The organism is Ensifer adhaerens (genome assembly GCF_002007205.1).
Lineage (GTDB): Bacteria > Pseudomonadota > Alphaproteobacteria > Rhizobiales > Rhizobiaceae > Ensifer > Ensifer adhaerens_D.
Genome location: NZ_LAZS01000005.1, coordinates 269532 through 286323, shown reverse-complemented (window position 1 = coordinate 286323; position 16792 = coordinate 269532). Strand labels below are relative to the sequence as shown.

The following is a 16792-nucleotide window of genomic DNA, read 5'->3' as shown; positions in this document are numbered from 1 at the left end:
ATGCATCAGGTGCCGGCGCCCTTCGCCACGAGATAGGCCGAGAACATGTCGGCCATCGCATCCGCATAGGCCTCGATCTCCGCATCACTGCGCGCCACTCCTGAAAAATCCTTCCCCACCGTGGTCATCGTCGTCATGATCAGGTCGCCGGCAAGCTCCCTGATGTCGGCGGGCGCCGTCGGAAGAAGCTCGATCATGAACCGATCGATGAGCGGATCGTTGGCCTCCTTGGCCTCTCGCGCCTCAGGCGCATCGCGATAAAGGGGTGCCGCGTCGCCCAGGGCGACCCGAACGGCCGCTTCCTCGCATTCCGACCGCAGGAAGGCGTGAACCAGGGACCGGAGCCGATCGAGCGGTGACCGCGACCTGTCGCTGAGGATCGTCGCCAGCAGCCCCGACGTCTGCCGCCATTCGTCGCTTTGCAGCCGAAACAGGATCGCTCCCTTGTTGGGAAAATACTGGTACAGCGAGCCGACGCTGACACCCGCCCGCTCCGCGACGCGGGCGGTGGTAAATCGCTGCGCGCCCTCCTCCTCCAAAACCTGAACAGCCGCCTGGAGAATGGCCTTCACCAGCTCGTTCGAGCGCGCCTGCTTGGGCGCTTTTCTTGAAGAAATACAGGTGCTTGGTCTGCTTACCATCGAGGTTGCCTGCAATGCGATTAGCGAATGCGACGAATTATTCGTATTTTCCTTCGGGAACGCAAGCCCATCGAAAACGAAGGAACGTCCGATGACCACCCTTACCAGCCAGCCTCTCAAGGGCCTTCTCGACCGCCTGTTCGACGAGGCCGATGCCGCAACCAGCCCCGCAGTCGCGCAACTGCCCGCAAGCGAACGCGAACGATTGCTGCACGGCAAGACCGAATATCTACAGCTCTACGGGCTCTTGAAGGATCTGTGGCTTCCGGTTTCGCGTGAGACCGGCAACCTCCTCTACATGCTCGCCCGCGCGGGCCGCGCCCGCCGGATCGTCGAGTTCGGAACGTCCTTTGGCATTTCGACGCTCTTTCTCGCCGCCGCCCTGCGCGACAACGGCGGCGGTCAACTGATCACCAGCGAATTCGAACCGTCGAAGGTGGCACGGGCAAGACAGAACCTCGCCGCGGCCGGCCTCGACGATCTCGTCGAGATCCGGCAAGGCGACGCGCTGACGACCTTCGCCGATCTTCCTGACGCGATCGACCTGGTGCTGCTCGACGGGGCTAAACCGATCTACCTCGACGTCTTCAAGCTGATCGAGCCACGCTTGCGTCCGGGCGCCCTGATCATCGCCGACGACGCCGACAGTTGCCCCGAATATCTCGACTACATCCGCTCAGGCCCCGGCAACTTCCTGTCGACCCCGTTTGCCGACGACATCGAAGTGACGATGCGCCTCGCCTGATCGGCACCATCGTTTTCATTGCCTGACGACGCGTGGCCCGCTCACGGCTGCCACATCAAGGAGAACATCAATGCACGTATTCGTAACGGGCGCGACCGGCTGGGTCGGATCGGCCGTGGTCAAGGACCTGATCGAGGCAGGGCACAGGGTTTCCGGCCTTGCACGCTCCAGGGAAAAGGCCGCAACCCTCGCCGCAACCGGGGCTGCGGTCGTCGAAGGTGGCCTTGGGGACGCGGCCATCCTGCAGCGGGCTTCAGGGCAAGCCGATGCCGTCATCCACACGGCATTCGGGCACGACTTCGTCCATGGCCCCCTCGACCAGGATTTTTCCAGCTTCATGGAAAGTGCAGCCGAGGATCAGCGCGTCATCGCGCTTCTGGGCGAGGTTCTCGCCGGATCGGATCGGCCGCTATTGGTAACCTCCGGTCTCGCAGGGCTGCCGCCAGGTGCGACCGAAGCCGACGTCCCAAATCCGGTCGTGCCACGCAAATCCGAAATGGCCGCCCGCGCCCTTGCCGAACGCGGCATTCATGCATCGACTGTCCGGCTTGCCCCTTCCGTGCATGGCCTGGGCGATTACGGCTTCGTCGCCATCATCGCGCGCCTGGCGCGTGAGACCGGTGTCTCGGCGTATCTCGACGACGGCGCCAATTGCTGGTCAGGCGTCTACCGTGGTGATGCAGCACGGGTCTATCGCCTTGCGCTTGAAAGCGGCATGACCGAGAGCGTCTATCACGCCGTGGCGGACGAAGCGGTGCCGTTCAGGCAGATTGCGGAAATGGTGGGTCGACACTTCGGCCTGTCCGCCGAGGCCCGTCCTCGGGGGCATTTCGGTTGGTTTGCAAACATGGCGGGCGGCAGCATGGCCGTGTCCAGCGCCCGTACACGCGCCCTGCTCGGGTGGAGCCCGGCTGGCCCGGATCTTCTCTCCGATCTGGACCAGGCAGCCTATTACGCCCCCTGACCCCACCTCAATCCAGGGCTGGCGATGGCAGGACCAGACGCAATGTTCTGACAGTAAGCCGGTTCACGAGCCAGACAGAAGAAACAGGCCGCAGAGGCCTCGCTTTGCGCGGTCTGCCGTCGGAGGCCTCTGCGATCAATCATCGTCATCATCATCGTCGTCGTCGTCACGACGGCCGGGCCACGCGTCGGTGTCGCGACGCCGCCAATCATCGCGGTACACCCGGTGGCGGACATAGCGCTCGCAATAGCCATCTTCACAATAGGTCTCAACGATCCGCTCGCGGACCACACCATTGTTCGACGAACTGTTCGAACTGCTGTTTGACGATTGGCTGCCGGCCTGAGCCTCACTGGCCGTCATCGCCGCAACAGCAAACAGGACGAGCTTCATGCGCATCGTTCTCTCCTTCCGTTGCCTACCGTCCGCCATCCAGCCTGAACTGTCTATGAACGAGGCGGCAACCGGAAGTCCGCTGTCAGCGAGGTGACTTCGTTTCGCGACGCCGCTCGAGGCTCACGCCGGCTACCTCAACGGATCGTTTTCGATCACGATCGGTTGCCCATGCGGCGTCGCCTCCGCCGCGCGCTGCCAGCTCCGTGTCAGATCTTCGAGCTCGCCGCCGGAGGCGATCGAAAGTTCGGTGACGAGGCGCGAGAGCGCGGCCACCCAGCAGTCGTAATAGTCGCTGGCATCAGCCTTGCGGCCGGGCTTGTAGAGTTCGGCCGAAAGTGCCTCGGCCCATTCGGGCCAGGAGAACACGCCCCTTTCGTGCAGCCGCACGGTCATGGCGAAGGCGTTCGCCTGCCAGGGCTCGGCAAAAACCGGATCGCCCTCCGGCGACTTCGGCAGCTCCGCCGAAGCAATCAGCGGTGACGTCACCTTACACGTATTCAAGATAGCTCTCCCAGGCATCGATCGAGACTGTCAGCGTCGGATCGGCGCCTTCGCCCCAGATCTCGGGCCCGTCGAAGACGACGGTATAGAGCCATTGCGGATTCTCGCCGCGGCCATGGGCGTTGTCGTCAGGAAAGACGAAGGAGCCCTGCACCGCTTCCACCCGCCCGAGCTTGGCGCGGGCATAGCGCGGCAGGCGCGTATGGGTCTCGGGATTGAAGTTCTTCGTCTTCACTCGGTCGCCTGCGGCAAAGCGTGGGGCTGCCTCCACCGGTCGGTCGCAGGGGCCGCCCTTGGCAAGCACGCCCGCCACCATGTCGGCCTTCAGCACCCGCTTCGGCGCCGCACCCTGCTCCAGCCTATGGCCGCCATCGAGTTCGGCCTGGGTCACGAAGCCGTGGCGCTTCAGGAGTGTTTCCAGCGCCCGCGTCCAGATCTCGTAATAGCTGGCCGAGAGATAGGTCGCCGGCGGCAGGCTTTCGCGCGCGTGCCGACTTTCGTCGATCGTCCAGGCGCCGAAGGCGCCGCAGGAGAGCGTGACGCCGAGCGCCCGCTTTTCCCATTCCGCATGGAAATAGGGCTCGTCCTTTTCCGGCGCCACCGGGCCGAGGCCATGGGCACCGCCGAGATCGTGCGGACCGTTCATCGAAGCGCCTCCGCGGAGAGTGCAATCCCGGTGCCGATCATGGAGTCGCGCGTCACCAGTTCGGCAAGCTCTTCCTCGCTGAACCCTTCCGTCGCGGCCGGGCGCTCGGGGATCACCAGGTAGCGCAGTTCCGCGGTCGAATCCCAGACCCGGATGCGCGTCGTCTCCGGCAAGGTCAGGCCGAACTCCTTGAGCACGCCGCGCGGATCGATGACGGCGCGCGAGCGATAGGGCGGCGCCTTGTACCAGACCGGCGGCAACCCGAGCACCGACCAAGGATAGCAGGAACAGAGCGTGCAGACGACGAGGTTATGGGTGTCGGGCGTGTTGAACACGGCGCGCATATGCTCGCCCTGCCGTCCGGTATAGCCCAGCGAGGCGATCGCCTCCGTCGCATCGCGCTTCAGCCATTCGGCGAATTCGGGGTCCGCCCAGGCCTTTGCCACCACGCGCGCGCCGTTGCGCGGACCGATCTTCGTCTCATAGGTCTCGACGATGGCATCGATCGCCGCCGGATCGATCAGCCCCTTCTCCGTCAGCACCGTCTCCAGCGCCTTCACCCGCGCTTCCATGTCGGTGAAATGGTTGTCGTGGTGATGGTCGTGATCGTGATGATCGTGATGGTGGTGATCGTGATGGTGTTCGGACATTGCCTGGCTCCTCCGCCGGGAAATCGATGTCATTTCTACTGCAGATTCGCTCTGGCAGGAACGGGGCCGTCGCCGCGCTTCGGCTTCGCTATTTTAGCATCGGCCAGAGGCTCACGACGAGCAGAACCGCCATCGTGATGTTGAACCATTTGAGCCGCGACGGTTCCGACAGCCATTGCCTGAGCGCCGAGCCGAAACCCGCCCAGGTGGAAACGCTCGGCACATTGACGAGCGCGAAGACGAGGCCGACGACGAAAACGCTCATCAGGTAGCTGTCGCTGCTGGTATAGGTCGCCATGGCCGAAACCGCCATGACCCACGCCTTGGGATTGACCCATTGGAAGGCGGCAGCCCCGATGAAGGTCATCGGCTGTGCGCTGGCCTTGCCTTCGGACAGCGAACGCGAGGTGCCGATCTTCCAGGCGATCCAGATGAGATAGGCACCGCCTGCGAACTTCAGCGCCGTGTAGACGACCGGCACGGAATGCAGCAGCGCACCGAGGCCGAAACCGACGGCGATGAGCAGCAGGAAGAAGCCGGCGCCGATGCCCAGCATATGCGGAATGGTGCGCACGAAACCGAAGTTCACGCCCGACGCGAACAGCATCATGTTGTTCGGCCCCGGCGTGATCGAGGTGGTGAATGCGAACAAAAACAGCGCCAGCAGCGTATCGGCCTGCATGGTTTCCTCCCGGTCAATTGGGTCAGCATAATTGACCTATTCGCGAGTTCCAGCCGCGAAGTTGTCATGGTGACAACTTCCTGTAGCGCTCTCAAGAAATAGCATTCCAATTGCTGAGACAGTTTGCGCTGACATGGCTGTCGAAAGTGCCGGTGCATGCACTAGATTGGCATGGAGCAAAGCGAGAAATCCTAGGGCACGAGGAATGCCATGCATGATCCGATACCGACGACCACCCTGCCTGACGGCCGCTTGATCCCCGTTCTCGGCCAGGGCACCTGGCGCATGGGCGACAGTGGAACCCAGAAGGCCGATGAAGTGAAGAGCCTGCAGCTCGGCCTCGATCTCGGCATGACCCTGATCGACACCGCCGAGATGTACGGCAACGGCGCGTCGGAGCGGGTGGTCGGCGATGCGGTGCGCGGGCGGCGGGACGAGGCCTTCATCGTCAGCAAGGTGCTGCCCTCGAACGCCAGCCGGCTCGGCACCGAGGCCGCCTGCGAACGCAGCCTGAAACATCTCGGCGTCGATCATATCGATCTCTACCTTCTGCACTGGCGCGGCGGCTATCCGCTGGCGGAAACAGTCGCCGCCTTCGAGGCGCTGAAGAAATCAGGCAAGATCGGCGCCTGGGGCGTGTCCAACTTCGACGTCGACGACATGGAGGAACTGCTTGGCGTGCCGGACGGAAAGAACGTTGCCGTCAATCAGGTGCTCTACAACCTCTCGCGCCGCGGCATCGAGTTCGACCTTTTGCCCTGGTGCCAGAGCCAAGGCATCGCCATCATGGCCTATTCGCCGCTCGACGAGGGCCGGCTGCTGCGCCACCCGGATCTCATCCACATCGCCAAGGCGCACCAGGCAACGCCATCGCAGATCGCTCTCGCCTTTCTCAAAACTCAGCCCGGCGTCATCTCGATCCCGAAGACCGGCTCGGCAGACCGCCTGCGCGAAAACCGCGACGCGATGGATATCCACCTGACGGCGGCAGATGTCGCCGATCTCGACCGCGCCTTCCCGCCACCGAACCGCAAGCGCTCGCTGGAGATGATTTGAGGGTTCGCGCTTCTCTCCAAACCGGCCCCTCATCCGCCCGGTGAGGGAGGCCCCTCATCCGCCCCGTGACGGAAGCCCCTCATCCGGTCGGTAGGGAAGCCCCTCATCCGGCCTGCCGGCCACCTTCTCCCCGCTCGCGGGGAGAAGGAAATCTGTCGCGCCCACCCGCTCCAACATACGCCGTTGACGGCCGGCTACCTGAAGGCCGGCTACTGCTGGAACTATGGAGGCGATATCAGCGGCAACCTCGTCCCCTCTCCCCGCCTGCGGGGAGAGGGTTAGGGTGAGGGGCAGGTAAACACGATTCGTGAGGGGGCACGCCCGGTCCGCGGGAACCAACACGCGGGACCACAAGCGCTTTCGCGCTCGTCACGGTGGAAACGGAGCAAGCTTCGATCAGCCGGAGGCGCCCGCAATCTCCACCACCACCTTGCCCTTGGCACGGCCGGATTCCAGATAGGCGAAGGCTTCGGCGACATCCTTGAGCGGAAAAACCCGGTCGATCACCGGCCGGATCGTCCCGGCATCGATGAGGCCGGCAAGTTCGGCAAGCTCGGCACCATCAGGATGCATGAAGAGGTAGCGGTATTTGACGCCGTGCTTCCGGGCGACGGCGCGGATCCGGTAGGATGCCAGCCAGAAAAGCGTTATCAGGAACAGGCCACGGCCGAGATCCTTGCGCGCGGTTTCGGGCTCCGGCATGCCGGCGATCGAAACCACCTTGCCGCCGCGCTTGACGACACCGAAGGACTTCAGAAGCGTTTCGCCGCCGAGCAGATCGAAGGCGCCGTCCATGTTGCGCAGATGCTCTTCGAACCGCTCATTCGTGTAGTCGATGATCACGTCCGCTCCGAGCGCCTCGACAAGCGCGCGGCCGCGGGGCGATGCCGTGGTCGTGACCTCGGCGCCCAGCCATTTCGCGATCTGGATGGCGAAGGTGCCGACGCCGCCGGCACCGCCGGGTATGAAGACCCTGCTGCCTTGGCTCACATGGAGCTCGTCGCGCAGCGCCTGCAAGGCGGTGAGGCCGGCGAGCGGCACGCCGGCTGCGGTGTTGAAGTCGATCGATACGGGCATCTTCGCCAGGAATTGTTCGGGCACGACGGCATATTCAGCAAGACCGCCCATGGCACCCTTGGGCATGCGGGCGAACACCCGGTCTCCCGGCTTGAAGGAGGTGACGCCGTCGCCGAGCGCCTCGACGACGCCGGCCACTTCGTTGCCCATGACGGCCGGCAGCGGATAGCGCTGGACGACCTTCAGCATGCCTTCGCGTGTCTTGTAGTCGACGGGGTTGAGACCGGCGGCATGCACCCGGACGAGAACCTCGCCACGCGCCGGTCGCGGACGTGGCATGTCGCGCAGTTCGGCAGCGTCGGGGCCGCCGTATCGTGTCAGAACGAATGCCTGCATCATCGTCGCGCTCATTCGGCACCTGGTATCTTCGGAAATTCTGCCGCGATTAGTCGGCGAGAAATGCCGACCGAGTCAACCGAGTGCGTGGCGCCGGGTCGATTTCAATGGCGCTTCGCCCGCCCCTCATCCGGAGCGCCTGAAAGGTTTCTGTGGCGCGCCCAGGCTGCCCCTCATCCGGCCTGCCGGCCACCTTCTCCCCGCCTGCGGGGAGAAGGAAACACGCGGCGACCGCCGGGCACAGATCACCAGGGTGCCCTGCAGCACGTGTTCTTGGAGCCGAGAAGGGTGCGGCACCCGCGACACTGTCCCCTCTCCCCGCCTGCGGGGAGAGGGCCAGGGTGAGGGGCAGCTTCCCCGCGAGGTACAAGTGACAACTGCGCCTGCCCCTCATCCGGCCTGCCGGCCACCTTCTCCCCGCAGGCGGGGAGAAGGAAACACGTGGCGACCGCCGGGCACAAATCACCGGAGTGCCCCTGCAGCACGTGTTCTTGAAGTCGAGAAAGGTGCAGCACCCGCGACACTGTCCCCTCTCCCCGCCTGCGGGGAGAGGGTTAGGGTGAGGGGCATTCCCAGCCTGTGGTGTGAAGGGCAATCACGGTGAATCGCAGCCCCTCGCGACGTAAGCGCGAAAGCCGGCACAAAGCGTGAGGGGCGGCCCTGTGGGCCGCCCCTCTTGAAAATTCACATGCCCTGCGGGCCGCGGTTCATGGCCGCGATGCCGGTGCGGCAGACCTCGATGAGGCCGAGCGGCTTCATGATGGCGATGAACTGCTCGATCTTCGACGGCTTTCCGGTAATCTCGAAGACGAAGTGGTCGATGTTGGCGTCGATGACCGAGGCGCGGAAGGCATCGGCAAGGCGCAGCGCCTCGACCCGGTGGTCGCCCGAGCCGTGCACCTTGACGAGCGCCAGTTCGCGCTCGATCGGCCGGTCGTGGCCGAGCGTGCCGGCGCGCACCGTCAGGTCGACGACGCGGTGGACCGGAACCAGCCGCTCGAGCTGGTTCTTGATCTGGTCGAGCACGTGCGGCGTGCCGCGCGTGACGATGGTGATGCGCGACAGGTGCGCCTCGTGTTCCGTTTCCGAAACCGTGAGGCTTTCGATGTTGTAGCCGCGGCCGGAGAACAGGCCGATGACGCGGGCAAGGACGCCCGGCTCGTTGTCGACGAGGACCGAAAGCGTGTGGGTTTCGGCGAGCTCGGTCTCCTTGGCGATGAAGTAGGCGGAGCCGGTCGGTTGAAGGTGTGCGTTCATGTCGATTGGTTCCTCTACCTGTCTCAGACGAGCTGACGGCCCTTGGCGTCGATCGCATTGGCGACCGCTTCGTCCGTGGCTTCGTCGGGCAACAGCATCTCGTTGTGGGCCTTGCCCGACGGGATCATCGGGAAGCAATTGGCAAGGTTGGCAACGCGGCAGTCGAAGATGACAGGCGCCGGCGTGTCGATCATCTTGCGGATCGCGGCGTCGAGCTCGCTCGGCTTGTCGCAGCGGATACCGACACCGCCATAGGCTTCGGCCAGCTTGACGAAGTCAGGCATGGCTTCCGTGTAGGAGTGCGACAGGCGGTTGCCGTGGAGCAGCTGCTGCCATTGCCGCACCATGCCCATGTACTGGTTGTTGAGGATGAAGATCTTGACCGGCAGGCCGTACTGGACCGCGCAGGACATTTCCTGGATGCACATCTGGATCGAGGCGTCACCGGCGATGTCGATGACGAGGCTGTCCGGATGCGCGACCTGCGCGCCGATCGCCGCCGGGAAGCCGTAGCCCATCGTGCCGAGGCCGCCCGAGGTCATCCAGCGGTTCGGCTGCTCGAAGCCGAAGAACTGGGCTGCCCACATCTGGTGCTGGCCGACTTCTGTCGTGATGTAGGTGTCGCGGTCCTTGCTGAGCTCATAGAGCCGCTGGATCGCATATTGCGGCATGATGACGTCGTCGTTCGGCGTATAGGCGAGCGAATTGCGGGCGCGCCACTTGGTGATCATCTCCCACCAGTCGGCAAGCCGCGCCTTGTCGGCCGACTTCGAAGCCGCGCGCCACAGGCGGACCATGTCTTCGAGAACCGTGCCGACATCGCCGAGGATCGGCACGTCGACGCGAACGTTCTTGTTGATCGACGACGGGTCGATGTCGATGTGGATCTTCTTGGAATTCGGCGAAAACGCGTTGAGGCGGCCGGTGATGCGGTCGTCGAAGCGCGCGCCGATGCAGACCATGACGTCGCAGTCATGCATCGCCATGTTGGCCTCGTAGGTGCCGTGCATGCCGAGCATGCCGAGCCAGGCCTTGCCGGAGGCCGGATAGGCGCCGAGGCCCATCAGCGTCGAGGTGATCGGGAAACCCGTCAGTTCGACCAGCTCGCGCAGGAGGTGCGAGGCTTCCGGGCCGGAATTGATGACGCCGCCGCCGGAATAGATGATCGGCTGGCGCGCGTTGCGCATCAGTTCGACCGCTTCCTCGATCTTCTTCAGATCGCCCTGCTTCTTCGGCTGGTAGCTCTTCTGGGTCGGGACGGCCGAGGGCGGCGTGTAGGTGCCGGTCGCAAACTGGACGTCCTTCGGGATATCGACGACAACCGGGCCCGGGCGGCCGGACTGGGCGACGCGGAAGGCCTCATGGATGATGCGGGCGAGGTCGTTGACGTCCTTGACCAGCCAGTTGTGCTTGGTGCACGGCCGGGTGATGCCGACGGTGTCGCATTCCTGGAAGGCGTCGGAGCCGATCAGCGAGGTCGGAACCTGGCCGGAGATGCAGACGAGCGGGATGGAATCCATCAGCGCGTCCTGCAGCGGCGTCACCGCGTTGGTGGCGCCGGGGCCTGACGTGACCAGCATGACGCCGACCTTGCCGGTGGAGCGGGCATAACCTTCGGCCATGTGGCCGGCGCCCTGCTCATGGCGAACGAGGATGTGCTGGATGTCGTCCTGCTGGTGGATTTCGTCATAGATCGGAAGCACGGCGCCGCCCGGATAGCCGAAGATATGCTCGACGCCGTTGTCTCTCAGTGCCTGGAGAACGATCTCCGCGCCCGTCATCTGGTTTTCTGTACCGCTCATTGACCTGCTTCCGTCCCTTTTCCCAGTTGGGTGCTTAGCTTGTTTGAAGGCATAAAAAAAGGCCCCGTCAGGAGCCTCGTTCAGCGCATGGGTGGCTACCGCCGGATGGTTACACCATCCTGCCCATGCGCCGTCCCACCACAAGAATAACCGCAAAATTTTTCATGGGCCGAGTTGATAACCACAAATGTTCCAGGCGTCAACGGCTTTTAGTTACACGATCGGGCTTCCGCGCGGAACATTGTTGCGCAATCCGACGCACTCGCTCCTCTGACCGGCCGAGAAAGCCGCGCAACGATGACCGCGCGGCGCGGCGCGTCTACGGACGCGCAAAGGCCGTCGAAGCCTCGGGAGGCCCTGGCTTGACGGCGATGCGGCTTGGCGCTACGTCGATTGCGGGCTTCAGATCCCAGCCGCTCGCAGACGTTTTCGTCCCGGTGAAATCTGACTTCTGACGACACCCTCTCGCCCCGATCGCATTTCGTGTGGCAGGCAATGCGAGCCCCTCCTCTTCCCAATCGAAATGCGAAGACCAGGAGCGTTGGATGTCCAGGGACACTTCCAGGCAGAATAGCTTTTTGACCGCGCCGCTTGGCGCAGTCTTCGCCGGCACGGCGCTGCCGATCATCTTCGTGATGAGCATGAACGGGCTGCTGACAGTGGTCGACGCGGTCATGCTCGGCCTCTATGTCGGTGCCGATGCGGTCGGCGCCGTGACCACGGTGTTCCCGTTCTTCATCCTCACGGTGGCGCTTTCGACCCTCGTCGTCAGCGGCATGGCGAGCGTGCTTGCCCGCCATCTCGGCGCCGGCCGTTTTGCCGAAGCTCGCGGCGTCTTCGCCGGCGCCCATATGCTGGCGCTCATGATCGCCGCGGCGCTGATCGTCCTGTTCATGGCATTCGGCGAGCGACTGGTGCTGACGCTTGCCAACGGTCCGGGGCCGCTGGCCGGCATGGCCCATGGCTACATCGCGATCATCGTCTTCTGCGCGCCCATCCAGTTCCTGCTCGCCGTGCAATCGGATGCGCTTCGCTGCGAAGGGCGCGCCGGGCTGATGGCCGGCCTCAGCCTGCTGGTCTCGATCGCGAACCTCGCCCTCAACTATGTGCTGATCGCGCTCCTGGGCATGGGCGTTGCGGGCTCCGCCACGGCCACGGTCCTCGCCCAGGTTCTGGCGCTTGGCCTCATCGCCCTCTTCCGCCTGTTCGGACGCACGGAGCTCCGGCTTTCCGCCCTCCTCCGGCACAACCCGCTGACCGGATGGAGCCGCATGGTCGCGCTCGGCAGCCCGCAAAGCCTCGGCTTCATCGGCATGGCGCTGGTTTCGGTGACGATCATGGCAGCACTGCAGCAGACGGCCGCCGAAGGCTACGACACCACCGTCGCAGCCTATGGCATCGTCACCCGCATCATGACCTTCGCCCTGCTGCCCCTGCTCGGCTTGAGCCAGGCGATGCAGGCGATCGTCGGCAACAGCGTCGGCGCCGGCCTCACGGACCGGGCAGAAAGGATGCTGCGGCTCGGCGTCCTCGTCGCACTCCTCTATTGCCTCGTGGTCGAAGTGCTGCTCGTCGGATTTGCCCGGCCGATCGGCGCAGCCTTCGTCGACAGCCACGCGGTCATCGCTACCGTTGCGCGCATCATGCCGGTGATGGTCGCGCTGTATGTCTTCTCAGGACCGCTGATCATGCTCGGCAGCTACTTTCAGGCGATCGGCGATGGCGGCCGGGCGGCGATCCTGGGGCTTTCCAAGCCCTATCTCTTCACCATGCCGCTGGTCGCACTTTACGCGTCGACCTTCGGCGAACCGGGGATCTGGTTCGCCACGCCGACCGCCGAAGCGCTGCTGCTCGTCGTCGCGATGCTGGTACTGTGGCAGGCATCGCGGCAGCGGGCCATTTCCGGCAGGGTGCCTTGAAGAAAACAGGGATCGGCCCATAGCGGGGCCGATCGCCTCTGCCGTGTCTTTCCGCTTCAAGCTTTCTCCTTGAAGCGGAACCACTCTAGGCCGACACGGCAAGCGCCGGATAGTCGATATAGCCCTTCCCGGTGCCGCCGAAATAGGTCATGCGGTCGGCTTCGTTCATCGGCGCATCGGACTTCAGCCGATCGATAAAGTCCGGGTTGGCAAGCACCATCTGGCCATAGGCTTCCAGATCGGCGAGCCCCGATGCGAGATCGGAACCGATCTCGTCTCGACCGCGGCCGGGCCTGTTCAGGACCAGGGGCTGCGTCCAGAGCTTGCGGAGCGAGGCGAGCAAGGGCTCGCCGCCCGCATGCATGATGTGCAGATAGGCAAGGCCCAGTTTGTCGAGTTCGCCGACCAGATAACGATAGAGATCCGGCCCTTCGGCGCCCTCATCGATGCCCCACATCGCAAGGCCCGGAGAAAGGCGGACCGCCGTGCGGTCGGCGCCGATCTCCTCGGCGATGGCCGCCGCCACCTCGATCGCGAAACGCGCGCGGTTCTCGATCGAGCCGCCATATTCGTCGGTCCGGGTGTTGGCGCTCGGCGCCAGAAACTGGTGGACCAGATAGGCGTTCGCGCCATGGATCTCGACGCCATCGGCACCGGCCTCGATCGCGCGGCGGGCCGCATGGCGGAAGTCGGCGACGGTCCGGCGCACTTCGTCTGTCGTTAGCGCCCGCGGCGCCGGGATGTCCTGCATGCCCGTGGCCGTGAACATGCCGCCCCCCGGCGCGATCGCCGACGGCGCGACGCCCTGGCGATGGTGCGGCGTGTTGTCGGGATGCGACATGCGTCCGGCATGCATGAGCTGGATGAAGATGCGCCCGCCCCGCTCGTGCACGGCCGTGGTGATCTTCTTCCAGCCGGCGACATGCGCATCGGTGTAGATGCCGGGCGTGGTGAGATAGCCCTGGCCGTCATCCGAAGGCTGGGTGCCTTCGGTCACGATCAGGCCGACGCTGGCGCGCTGGGCATAATATTCGGCGGCGAGCGCGCCGGGTGTGCCATCGGGTTCCGCACGGCTGCGGGTCATGGGCGCCATGACCAGCCGGTTGGCAAGCGTATGGCGGCCAATCCGTACGGGGGTGAACTGCAGGCTCATCAGGCTCTCCTTTGAGGCTTGTCCTTCGTTTGAGCCCTTGTCCACTATTCCGTCTTCGGGATAAATATAGCCTCGTTGAATTTACTATTCCATTGATGGAGCAATGCAATGCATCTGAACGACATGGCGCTGTTCGTCGAAGTGGCAAAAGCCAAAAGCTTTCGCAAAGCCGCTGACATCGTCGGCATGCCCAACTCCACGCTTTCGCGGCGCATCAGCGAATTGGAGAAGGCGATCGGGCTGAGGCTGCTTCACCGCACCACGCGCAGGATCGAGCTGACCGAAGCGGGCCAACTCTATTTCGAGCGCAGCAAACGCATCGTCGACGAAGCACGCCTGGCGCACGAGCAGCTTGGCGCGATGCTGGAGCAGCCGAGCGGCCTTCTGCGCGTGTCGATGCCGGTCGATTTCGCGACCCTCTATTTGACGCCGCTGATCGCTGAATTCGCCCGGCTCTATCCGGGTATCACCTTCGATTTCGACCTGACGCCGCGCCGCGTCGACCTGGTGACGGAGCCCTTCGACGTCGTGATCCGCGCCGGGGAGCTACAGGATTCGCGCCTGATAGCGCGGCTGCTCGGGCGCCATGCGCGCTATCTCTACGCTTCCCCGGCGTACCTGGAAGCCTTCGGCGAGCCGCAAGACCCGGCCGATCTGGCGGCTCGTGATTGCATCTGCATGCCAAGGGCCACGGACTGGACGCTCGACAACGGCCAGGAGAAGATCGAGGTCTCCGTCGGCGGTCGCTTCACGGTCAACAATGTCGGGATGATGGGCGCGCTTGCCGTAAACGGTCAGGGCATCGCCCTGCTTGCCGAACGCATCGTCGCAAACGACGTCGCCGAGGGCCGGTTGAGACGCGTGCTGCCCGGCTGGCAGGGTCCGTCCGTCTCGGTTCACGCGATCACTGAAACCCGGCTGCTGCCAGCCAAGACCCAGCGCTTCATCGAGTTTCTGCAGGCGCATCTGGGGCGAACATAGCCGGCCGAGATCGACGCGTCGGACCTCCGGCGCGTCGACCGGTCTTTCATTAGAACCGCGAGAACCCGGTGAGCGGCGGCATGATGAAGCCGCGTCCATCCGCGATGAAAGGCGCGACGCCCGCAGCCACCGCCACGCTTGGCGCGCCGTAGACCTCCAGCCGTTCCACCGTGCAATGGGCCGAGACGTCGTTGATGTGCGCATCCGACATCTGCCAGTGACGGAGCACGTCCTCCGAGTTGCGATAGAGCTGGATGCTCACCGCCCGCATGTCCTTCTCGTCGATGAAAGTCTGCACCATCAGTTGCGGTGCATGCGCTTCGACGAAGGCAATCGCGCGCTTCACAGCCTCCCGGAATTCGTCGAGGTGGCCGGGAGTGATCTTCATCAGGTTTCGAAACAGCAATTGCTCGGTCATGTGTCCTCCATGTCGCTGGCTCCCGGGGTGGATTCGAGCCTCGGGCAATGAGACCCTGGCAGGTCATCATGGAGGGGTTTGTAGGACCTCAACTAATATTGAGGTCAAGTGGCATCGAAGCCAGAAGGATTTTAGAGGTCGACGACCTCTCGTGCACCGCGCATTAACACTTGCCGTGGAAGATTAGCATGGCTGCATGAAGCAGCTCCAAGAACAAAGGCAATGATATGCTTGACCTTCCGATGCTCACCCCCCTCCTCCTCAGTTTCGGCGCGATCTACCTGTTCTTCCGCTGGGTCGTGTTCGATATGAACGCCCCGAAATAGACCCGCCCTTCAGCTCCGCGACGAGACGGATGAGAGACATCAGCAAGGCCGCGCCCGAAGCCTGATCGCGGCCGGCGGCGCTGACATCGCCGGTCAGCTTCGGCCGTGCCTCAGGGCTGCACCTGCGGCGGCAGCAGAAACAGCGTCATGGCGAAGATCACATAGACGGTCAGCGCCAGAACGCCCATGTACCAGGCGGAGCGGCCGCCGTTGGAAAGCAGCGTCGCGGCCATGGTCGCGACCAGCATCATCACGATCGCCCCCGGCCAGAACTGCAGGTCCATCGGCTGCGGCCCGAGCACGTAGCTCAAAAGCACCAGGAGCGGCGCGACGAAAAGCGCGATCTGCACGGCGCTGCCGAGCGCAATGCCGACGCTCAGGTCCAGCCGATCCTTGCGTGCGGCGGAAAAGGCTGTCGCCATCTCGGCGGCAGCGCCCACGAGCGCGACGACGACGAAGCCGACGAAGGCCGGCGTCATGCCCAGCTCTTCGGCCGCCACCTGCACCGAGCCGACGAAAACTTCGCTGACGAGCGCCACCAGAACGGTCACCACCAGCAGCACGACGATGCCCGTCGCCAGCGGCCAGTGCGGTTCATCGCCGCCATGCTCGGACGTTGCCGAGACGAACAGCTCGCGATGGGTCTTCAGCGAAAACAGCATCCAGAGCCCATAGGTGATGATGAGAAGGACGGAGAGGCCGGCGCTCAATTGTTGGGTGAAAGCCGTCTGCGGCTGGCCGTCGGCAGCACCGATCAGCGAAGGCACGAGCACGGCGATCGTCGCCATGAACAGGAGGCTCGCCAGAAAGCGCGCATTCACCCGGTTGAACTCCTGCAGGTGAAACTTGAGCCCCCCGAGCAGAAACGAACCCCCGAGCATGAACAGCGTGTTGGTGACGATCGCGCCGGCGATCGATGCCTTGACCAGCAGATATTGGCCGGCGGCGAGCGCCATCAGGGCGATAACCAACTCGGTCAGGTTGCCAAGCGTCGCGTTGAGCAGCGCGCCCACCGTATCGCCGGTGCGCGCCGCAACCGCCTCCGTCGCCTGGCTCAAAAGTGCCGCCAAGGGCACGATCGCCGCCACCGACAGCAGGAAGAGCAGCGTATGGGCGTCCGGCCAGATGTGCTCGCCGGCGATCGCAATGGGCACGAAGATCAACAGCCAGAGAATGGGCGTGCGGATGATAGTGGCAATGGCATTGCTCATGGTTTCCCCTCGCCCGCTTCCCGCTCGCCCT

Annotated in this window: 17 protein-coding genes; 5 read left to right on the top strand and 12 right to left on the bottom strand. The window is 64.2% G+C overall.

Annotated features, from left to right (window positions below; genetic code table 11):
* Positions 1-5: 5 nt before the first annotated feature.
* Entirely contained in the window at positions 6-641 is a 636-nt protein-coding gene (locus XB14_RS05055) for a TetR family transcriptional regulator (protein ID WP_077961884.1), read from the bottom strand.
* Between the two features lie 91 nt (positions 642-732).
* Between XB14_RS05055 and XB14_RS05050 the strand changes: the two genes are divergently transcribed.
* Entirely contained in the window at positions 733-1386 is a 654-nt protein-coding gene (locus XB14_RS05050; RefSeq protein ID WP_077960575.1) for an O-methyltransferase, read from the top strand.
* Positions 1387-1456: 70 nt separating this feature from the next.
* Entirely contained in the window at positions 1457-2350 is an 894-nt protein-coding gene (locus tag XB14_RS05045) for an SDR family oxidoreductase (protein ID WP_077960574.1), read from the top strand.
* 135 nt (positions 2351-2485) lie between these two features.
* Here XB14_RS05045 and XB14_RS05040 read toward each other — a convergent pair whose 3' ends face one another.
* From XB14_RS05040 to XB14_RS05020, 5 genes are all read right to left on the bottom strand, one after another.
* Complete coding sequence (locus tag XB14_RS05040; RefSeq protein WP_234803962.1) at positions 2486-2749, bottom strand: hypothetical protein; 264 nt, start codon at positions 2747-2749, stop codon at positions 2486-2488.
* Between the two features lie 126 nt (positions 2750-2875).
* Positions 2876-3265, bottom strand: coding sequence for a nitrile hydratase accessory protein (locus tag XB14_RS05035; RefSeq protein WP_143348231.1), 390 nt, complete (start codon positions 3263-3265; stop codon positions 2876-2878).
* Positions 3234-3893, bottom strand: coding sequence for a nitrile hydratase subunit beta (nthB, locus tag XB14_RS05030; RefSeq protein WP_077960572.1), 660 nt, complete (start codon positions 3891-3893; stop codon positions 3234-3236). The genes XB14_RS05035 and nthB overlap by 32 nt, the downstream gene beginning before the upstream one ends.
* Complete coding sequence (nthA, locus tag XB14_RS05025) at positions 3890-4543, bottom strand: nitrile hydratase subunit alpha (protein ID WP_077960571.1); 654 nt, start codon at positions 4541-4543, stop codon at positions 3890-3892. Before nthA ends, nthB begins: the two co-directional genes overlap by 4 nt.
* Before the next feature lie 88 nt (positions 4544-4631).
* On the bottom strand, positions 4632-5225 hold the full coding sequence (locus tag XB14_RS05020) for a LysE family translocator (RefSeq protein WP_077960570.1): 594 nt from the start codon (positions 5223-5225) through the stop codon (positions 4632-4634).
* 210 nt (positions 5226-5435) lie between these two features.
* Here XB14_RS05020 and XB14_RS05015 point away from each other — a divergent pair, with 210 nt between their 5' ends.
* The gene (locus XB14_RS05015; RefSeq protein WP_077960569.1) at positions 5436-6281 is read left to right on the top strand and encodes an aldo/keto reductase; all 846 of its coding nucleotides are present in this window, start codon (positions 5436-5438) and stop codon (positions 6279-6281) included.
* A gap of 396 nt (positions 6282-6677) precedes the next feature.
* Here the strand turns inward: XB14_RS05015 and XB14_RS05005 are convergent, their stop codons facing one another.
* The 3 genes from XB14_RS05005 to XB14_RS04990 all read right to left on the bottom strand — a co-directional run bounded on the left by XB14_RS05005 (position 6678) and on the right by XB14_RS04990 (position 10753).
* Positions 6678-7697 carry an NADP-dependent oxidoreductase gene (locus XB14_RS05005; protein ID WP_234803961.1) on the bottom strand — a complete coding sequence of 340 codons (1020 nt, stop codon included), beginning with the start codon at positions 7695-7697 and terminating at the stop codon, positions 6678-6680.
* Positions 7698-8378: 681 nt separating this feature from the next.
* Entirely contained in the window at positions 8379-8951 is a 573-nt protein-coding gene (ilvN, locus tag XB14_RS04995; protein WP_077960566.1) for an acetolactate synthase small subunit, read from the bottom strand.
* Between the two features lie 23 nt (positions 8952-8974).
* Entirely contained in the window at positions 8975-10753 is a 1779-nt protein-coding gene (locus XB14_RS04990) for an acetolactate synthase 3 large subunit (protein ID WP_077960565.1), read from the bottom strand.
* A 545-nt stretch (positions 10754-11298) separates the two neighbouring features.
* Here XB14_RS04990 and XB14_RS04985 point away from each other — a divergent pair.
* Positions 11299-12672 (top strand): MATE family efflux transporter, encoded by a 1374-nt coding sequence (locus XB14_RS04985; RefSeq protein WP_077960564.1) that lies wholly within the window; start codon positions 11299-11301, stop codon positions 12670-12672.
* A gap of 85 nt (positions 12673-12757) precedes the next feature.
* Here XB14_RS04985 and XB14_RS04980 read toward each other — a convergent pair whose 3' ends face one another.
* Positions 12758-13825, bottom strand: a complete 1068-nt coding sequence (locus XB14_RS04980) for an alkene reductase (RefSeq protein WP_077960563.1) — start codon at positions 13823-13825, stop codon at positions 12758-12760.
* 108 nt (positions 13826-13933) lie between these two features.
* Here XB14_RS04980 and XB14_RS04975 point away from each other — a divergent pair, with 108 nt between their 5' ends.
* Positions 13934-14806, top strand: coding sequence for a LysR family transcriptional regulator (locus tag XB14_RS04975; RefSeq protein ID WP_143348230.1), 873 nt, complete (start codon positions 13934-13936; stop codon positions 14804-14806).
* Positions 14807-14855: 49 nt separating this feature from the next.
* Here the strand turns inward: XB14_RS04975 and XB14_RS04970 are convergent, their stop codons facing one another.
* Both XB14_RS04970 and cax read right to left on the bottom strand, forming a co-directional pair.
* Positions 14856-15224: a hypothetical protein gene (locus tag XB14_RS04970; protein WP_077960562.1), complete on the bottom strand. Its 369-nt coding sequence runs from the start codon at positions 15222-15224 to the stop codon at positions 14856-14858.
* Between the two features lie 436 nt (positions 15225-15660).
* Complete coding sequence (gene cax / locus XB14_RS04965) at positions 15661-16761, bottom strand: calcium/proton exchanger (protein ID WP_077960561.1); 1101 nt, start codon at positions 16759-16761, stop codon at positions 15661-15663.
* Between the last annotated feature and the right edge of the window lie 31 nt (positions 16762-16792).

Bases quoted from the DNA above. Each gene is read 5' to 3' on its own strand.
- XB14_RS05050 (WP_077960575.1), top strand. From the start codon at position 733: ATGACCACCCTTACCAGCCAGCCTCTCAAGGGCCTTCTCGACCGCCTG.
- nthB (WP_077960572.1), bottom strand. From the start codon at position 3,893: ATGAACGGTCCGCACGATCTCGGCGGTGCCCATGGCCTCGGCCCGGTG.
- XB14_RS04985 (WP_077960564.1), top strand. From the start codon at position 11,299: ATGTCCAGGGACACTTCCAGGCAGAATAGCTTTTTGACCGCGCCGCTT.
- nthA (WP_077960571.1), bottom strand. From the start codon at position 4,543: ATGTCCGAACACCATCACGATCACCACCATCACGATCATCACGATCAC.
- XB14_RS05015 (WP_077960569.1), top strand. From the start codon at position 5,436: ATGCATGATCCGATACCGACGACCACCCTGCCTGACGGCCGCTTGATC.
- XB14_RS05035 (WP_143348231.1), bottom strand. From the start codon at position 3,265: ATGCCTGGGAGAGCTATCTTGAATACGTGTAAGGTGACGTCACCGCTG.
- XB14_RS05040 (WP_234803962.1), bottom strand. From the start codon at position 2,749: ATGCGCATGAAGCTCGTCCTGTTTGCTGTTGCGGCGATGACGGCCAGT.
- XB14_RS04970 (WP_077960562.1), bottom strand. From the start codon at position 15,224: ATGACCGAGCAATTGCTGTTTCGAAACCTGATGAAGATCACTCCCGGC.
- XB14_RS04980 (WP_077960563.1), bottom strand. From the start codon at position 13,825: ATGAGCCTGCAGTTCACCCCCGTACGGATTGGCCGCCATACGCTTGCC.
- XB14_RS04990 (WP_077960565.1), bottom strand. From the start codon at position 10,753: ATGAGCGGTACAGAAAACCAGATGACGGGCGCGGAGATCGTTCTCCAG.
- XB14_RS05045 (WP_077960574.1), top strand. From the start codon at position 1,457: ATGCACGTATTCGTAACGGGCGCGACCGGCTGGGTCGGATCGGCCGTG.
- ilvN (WP_077960566.1), bottom strand. From the start codon at position 8,951: ATGAACGCACACCTTCAACCGACCGGCTCCGCCTACTTCATCGCCAAG.
- cax (WP_077960561.1), bottom strand. From the start codon at position 16,761: ATGAGCAATGCCATTGCCACTATCATCCGCACGCCCATTCTCTGGCTG.
- XB14_RS05055 (WP_077961884.1), bottom strand. From the start codon at position 641: ATGGTAAGCAGACCAAGCACCTGTATTTCTTCAAGAAAAGCGCCCAAG.
- XB14_RS04975 (WP_143348230.1), top strand. From the start codon at position 13,934: ATGCATCTGAACGACATGGCGCTGTTCGTCGAAGTGGCAAAAGCCAAA.
- XB14_RS05020 (WP_077960570.1), bottom strand. From the start codon at position 5,225: ATGCAGGCCGATACGCTGCTGGCGCTGTTTTTGTTCGCATTCACCACC.
- XB14_RS05005 (WP_234803961.1), bottom strand. From the start codon at position 7,697: ATGATGCAGGCATTCGTTCTGACACGATACGGCGGCCCCGACGCTGCC.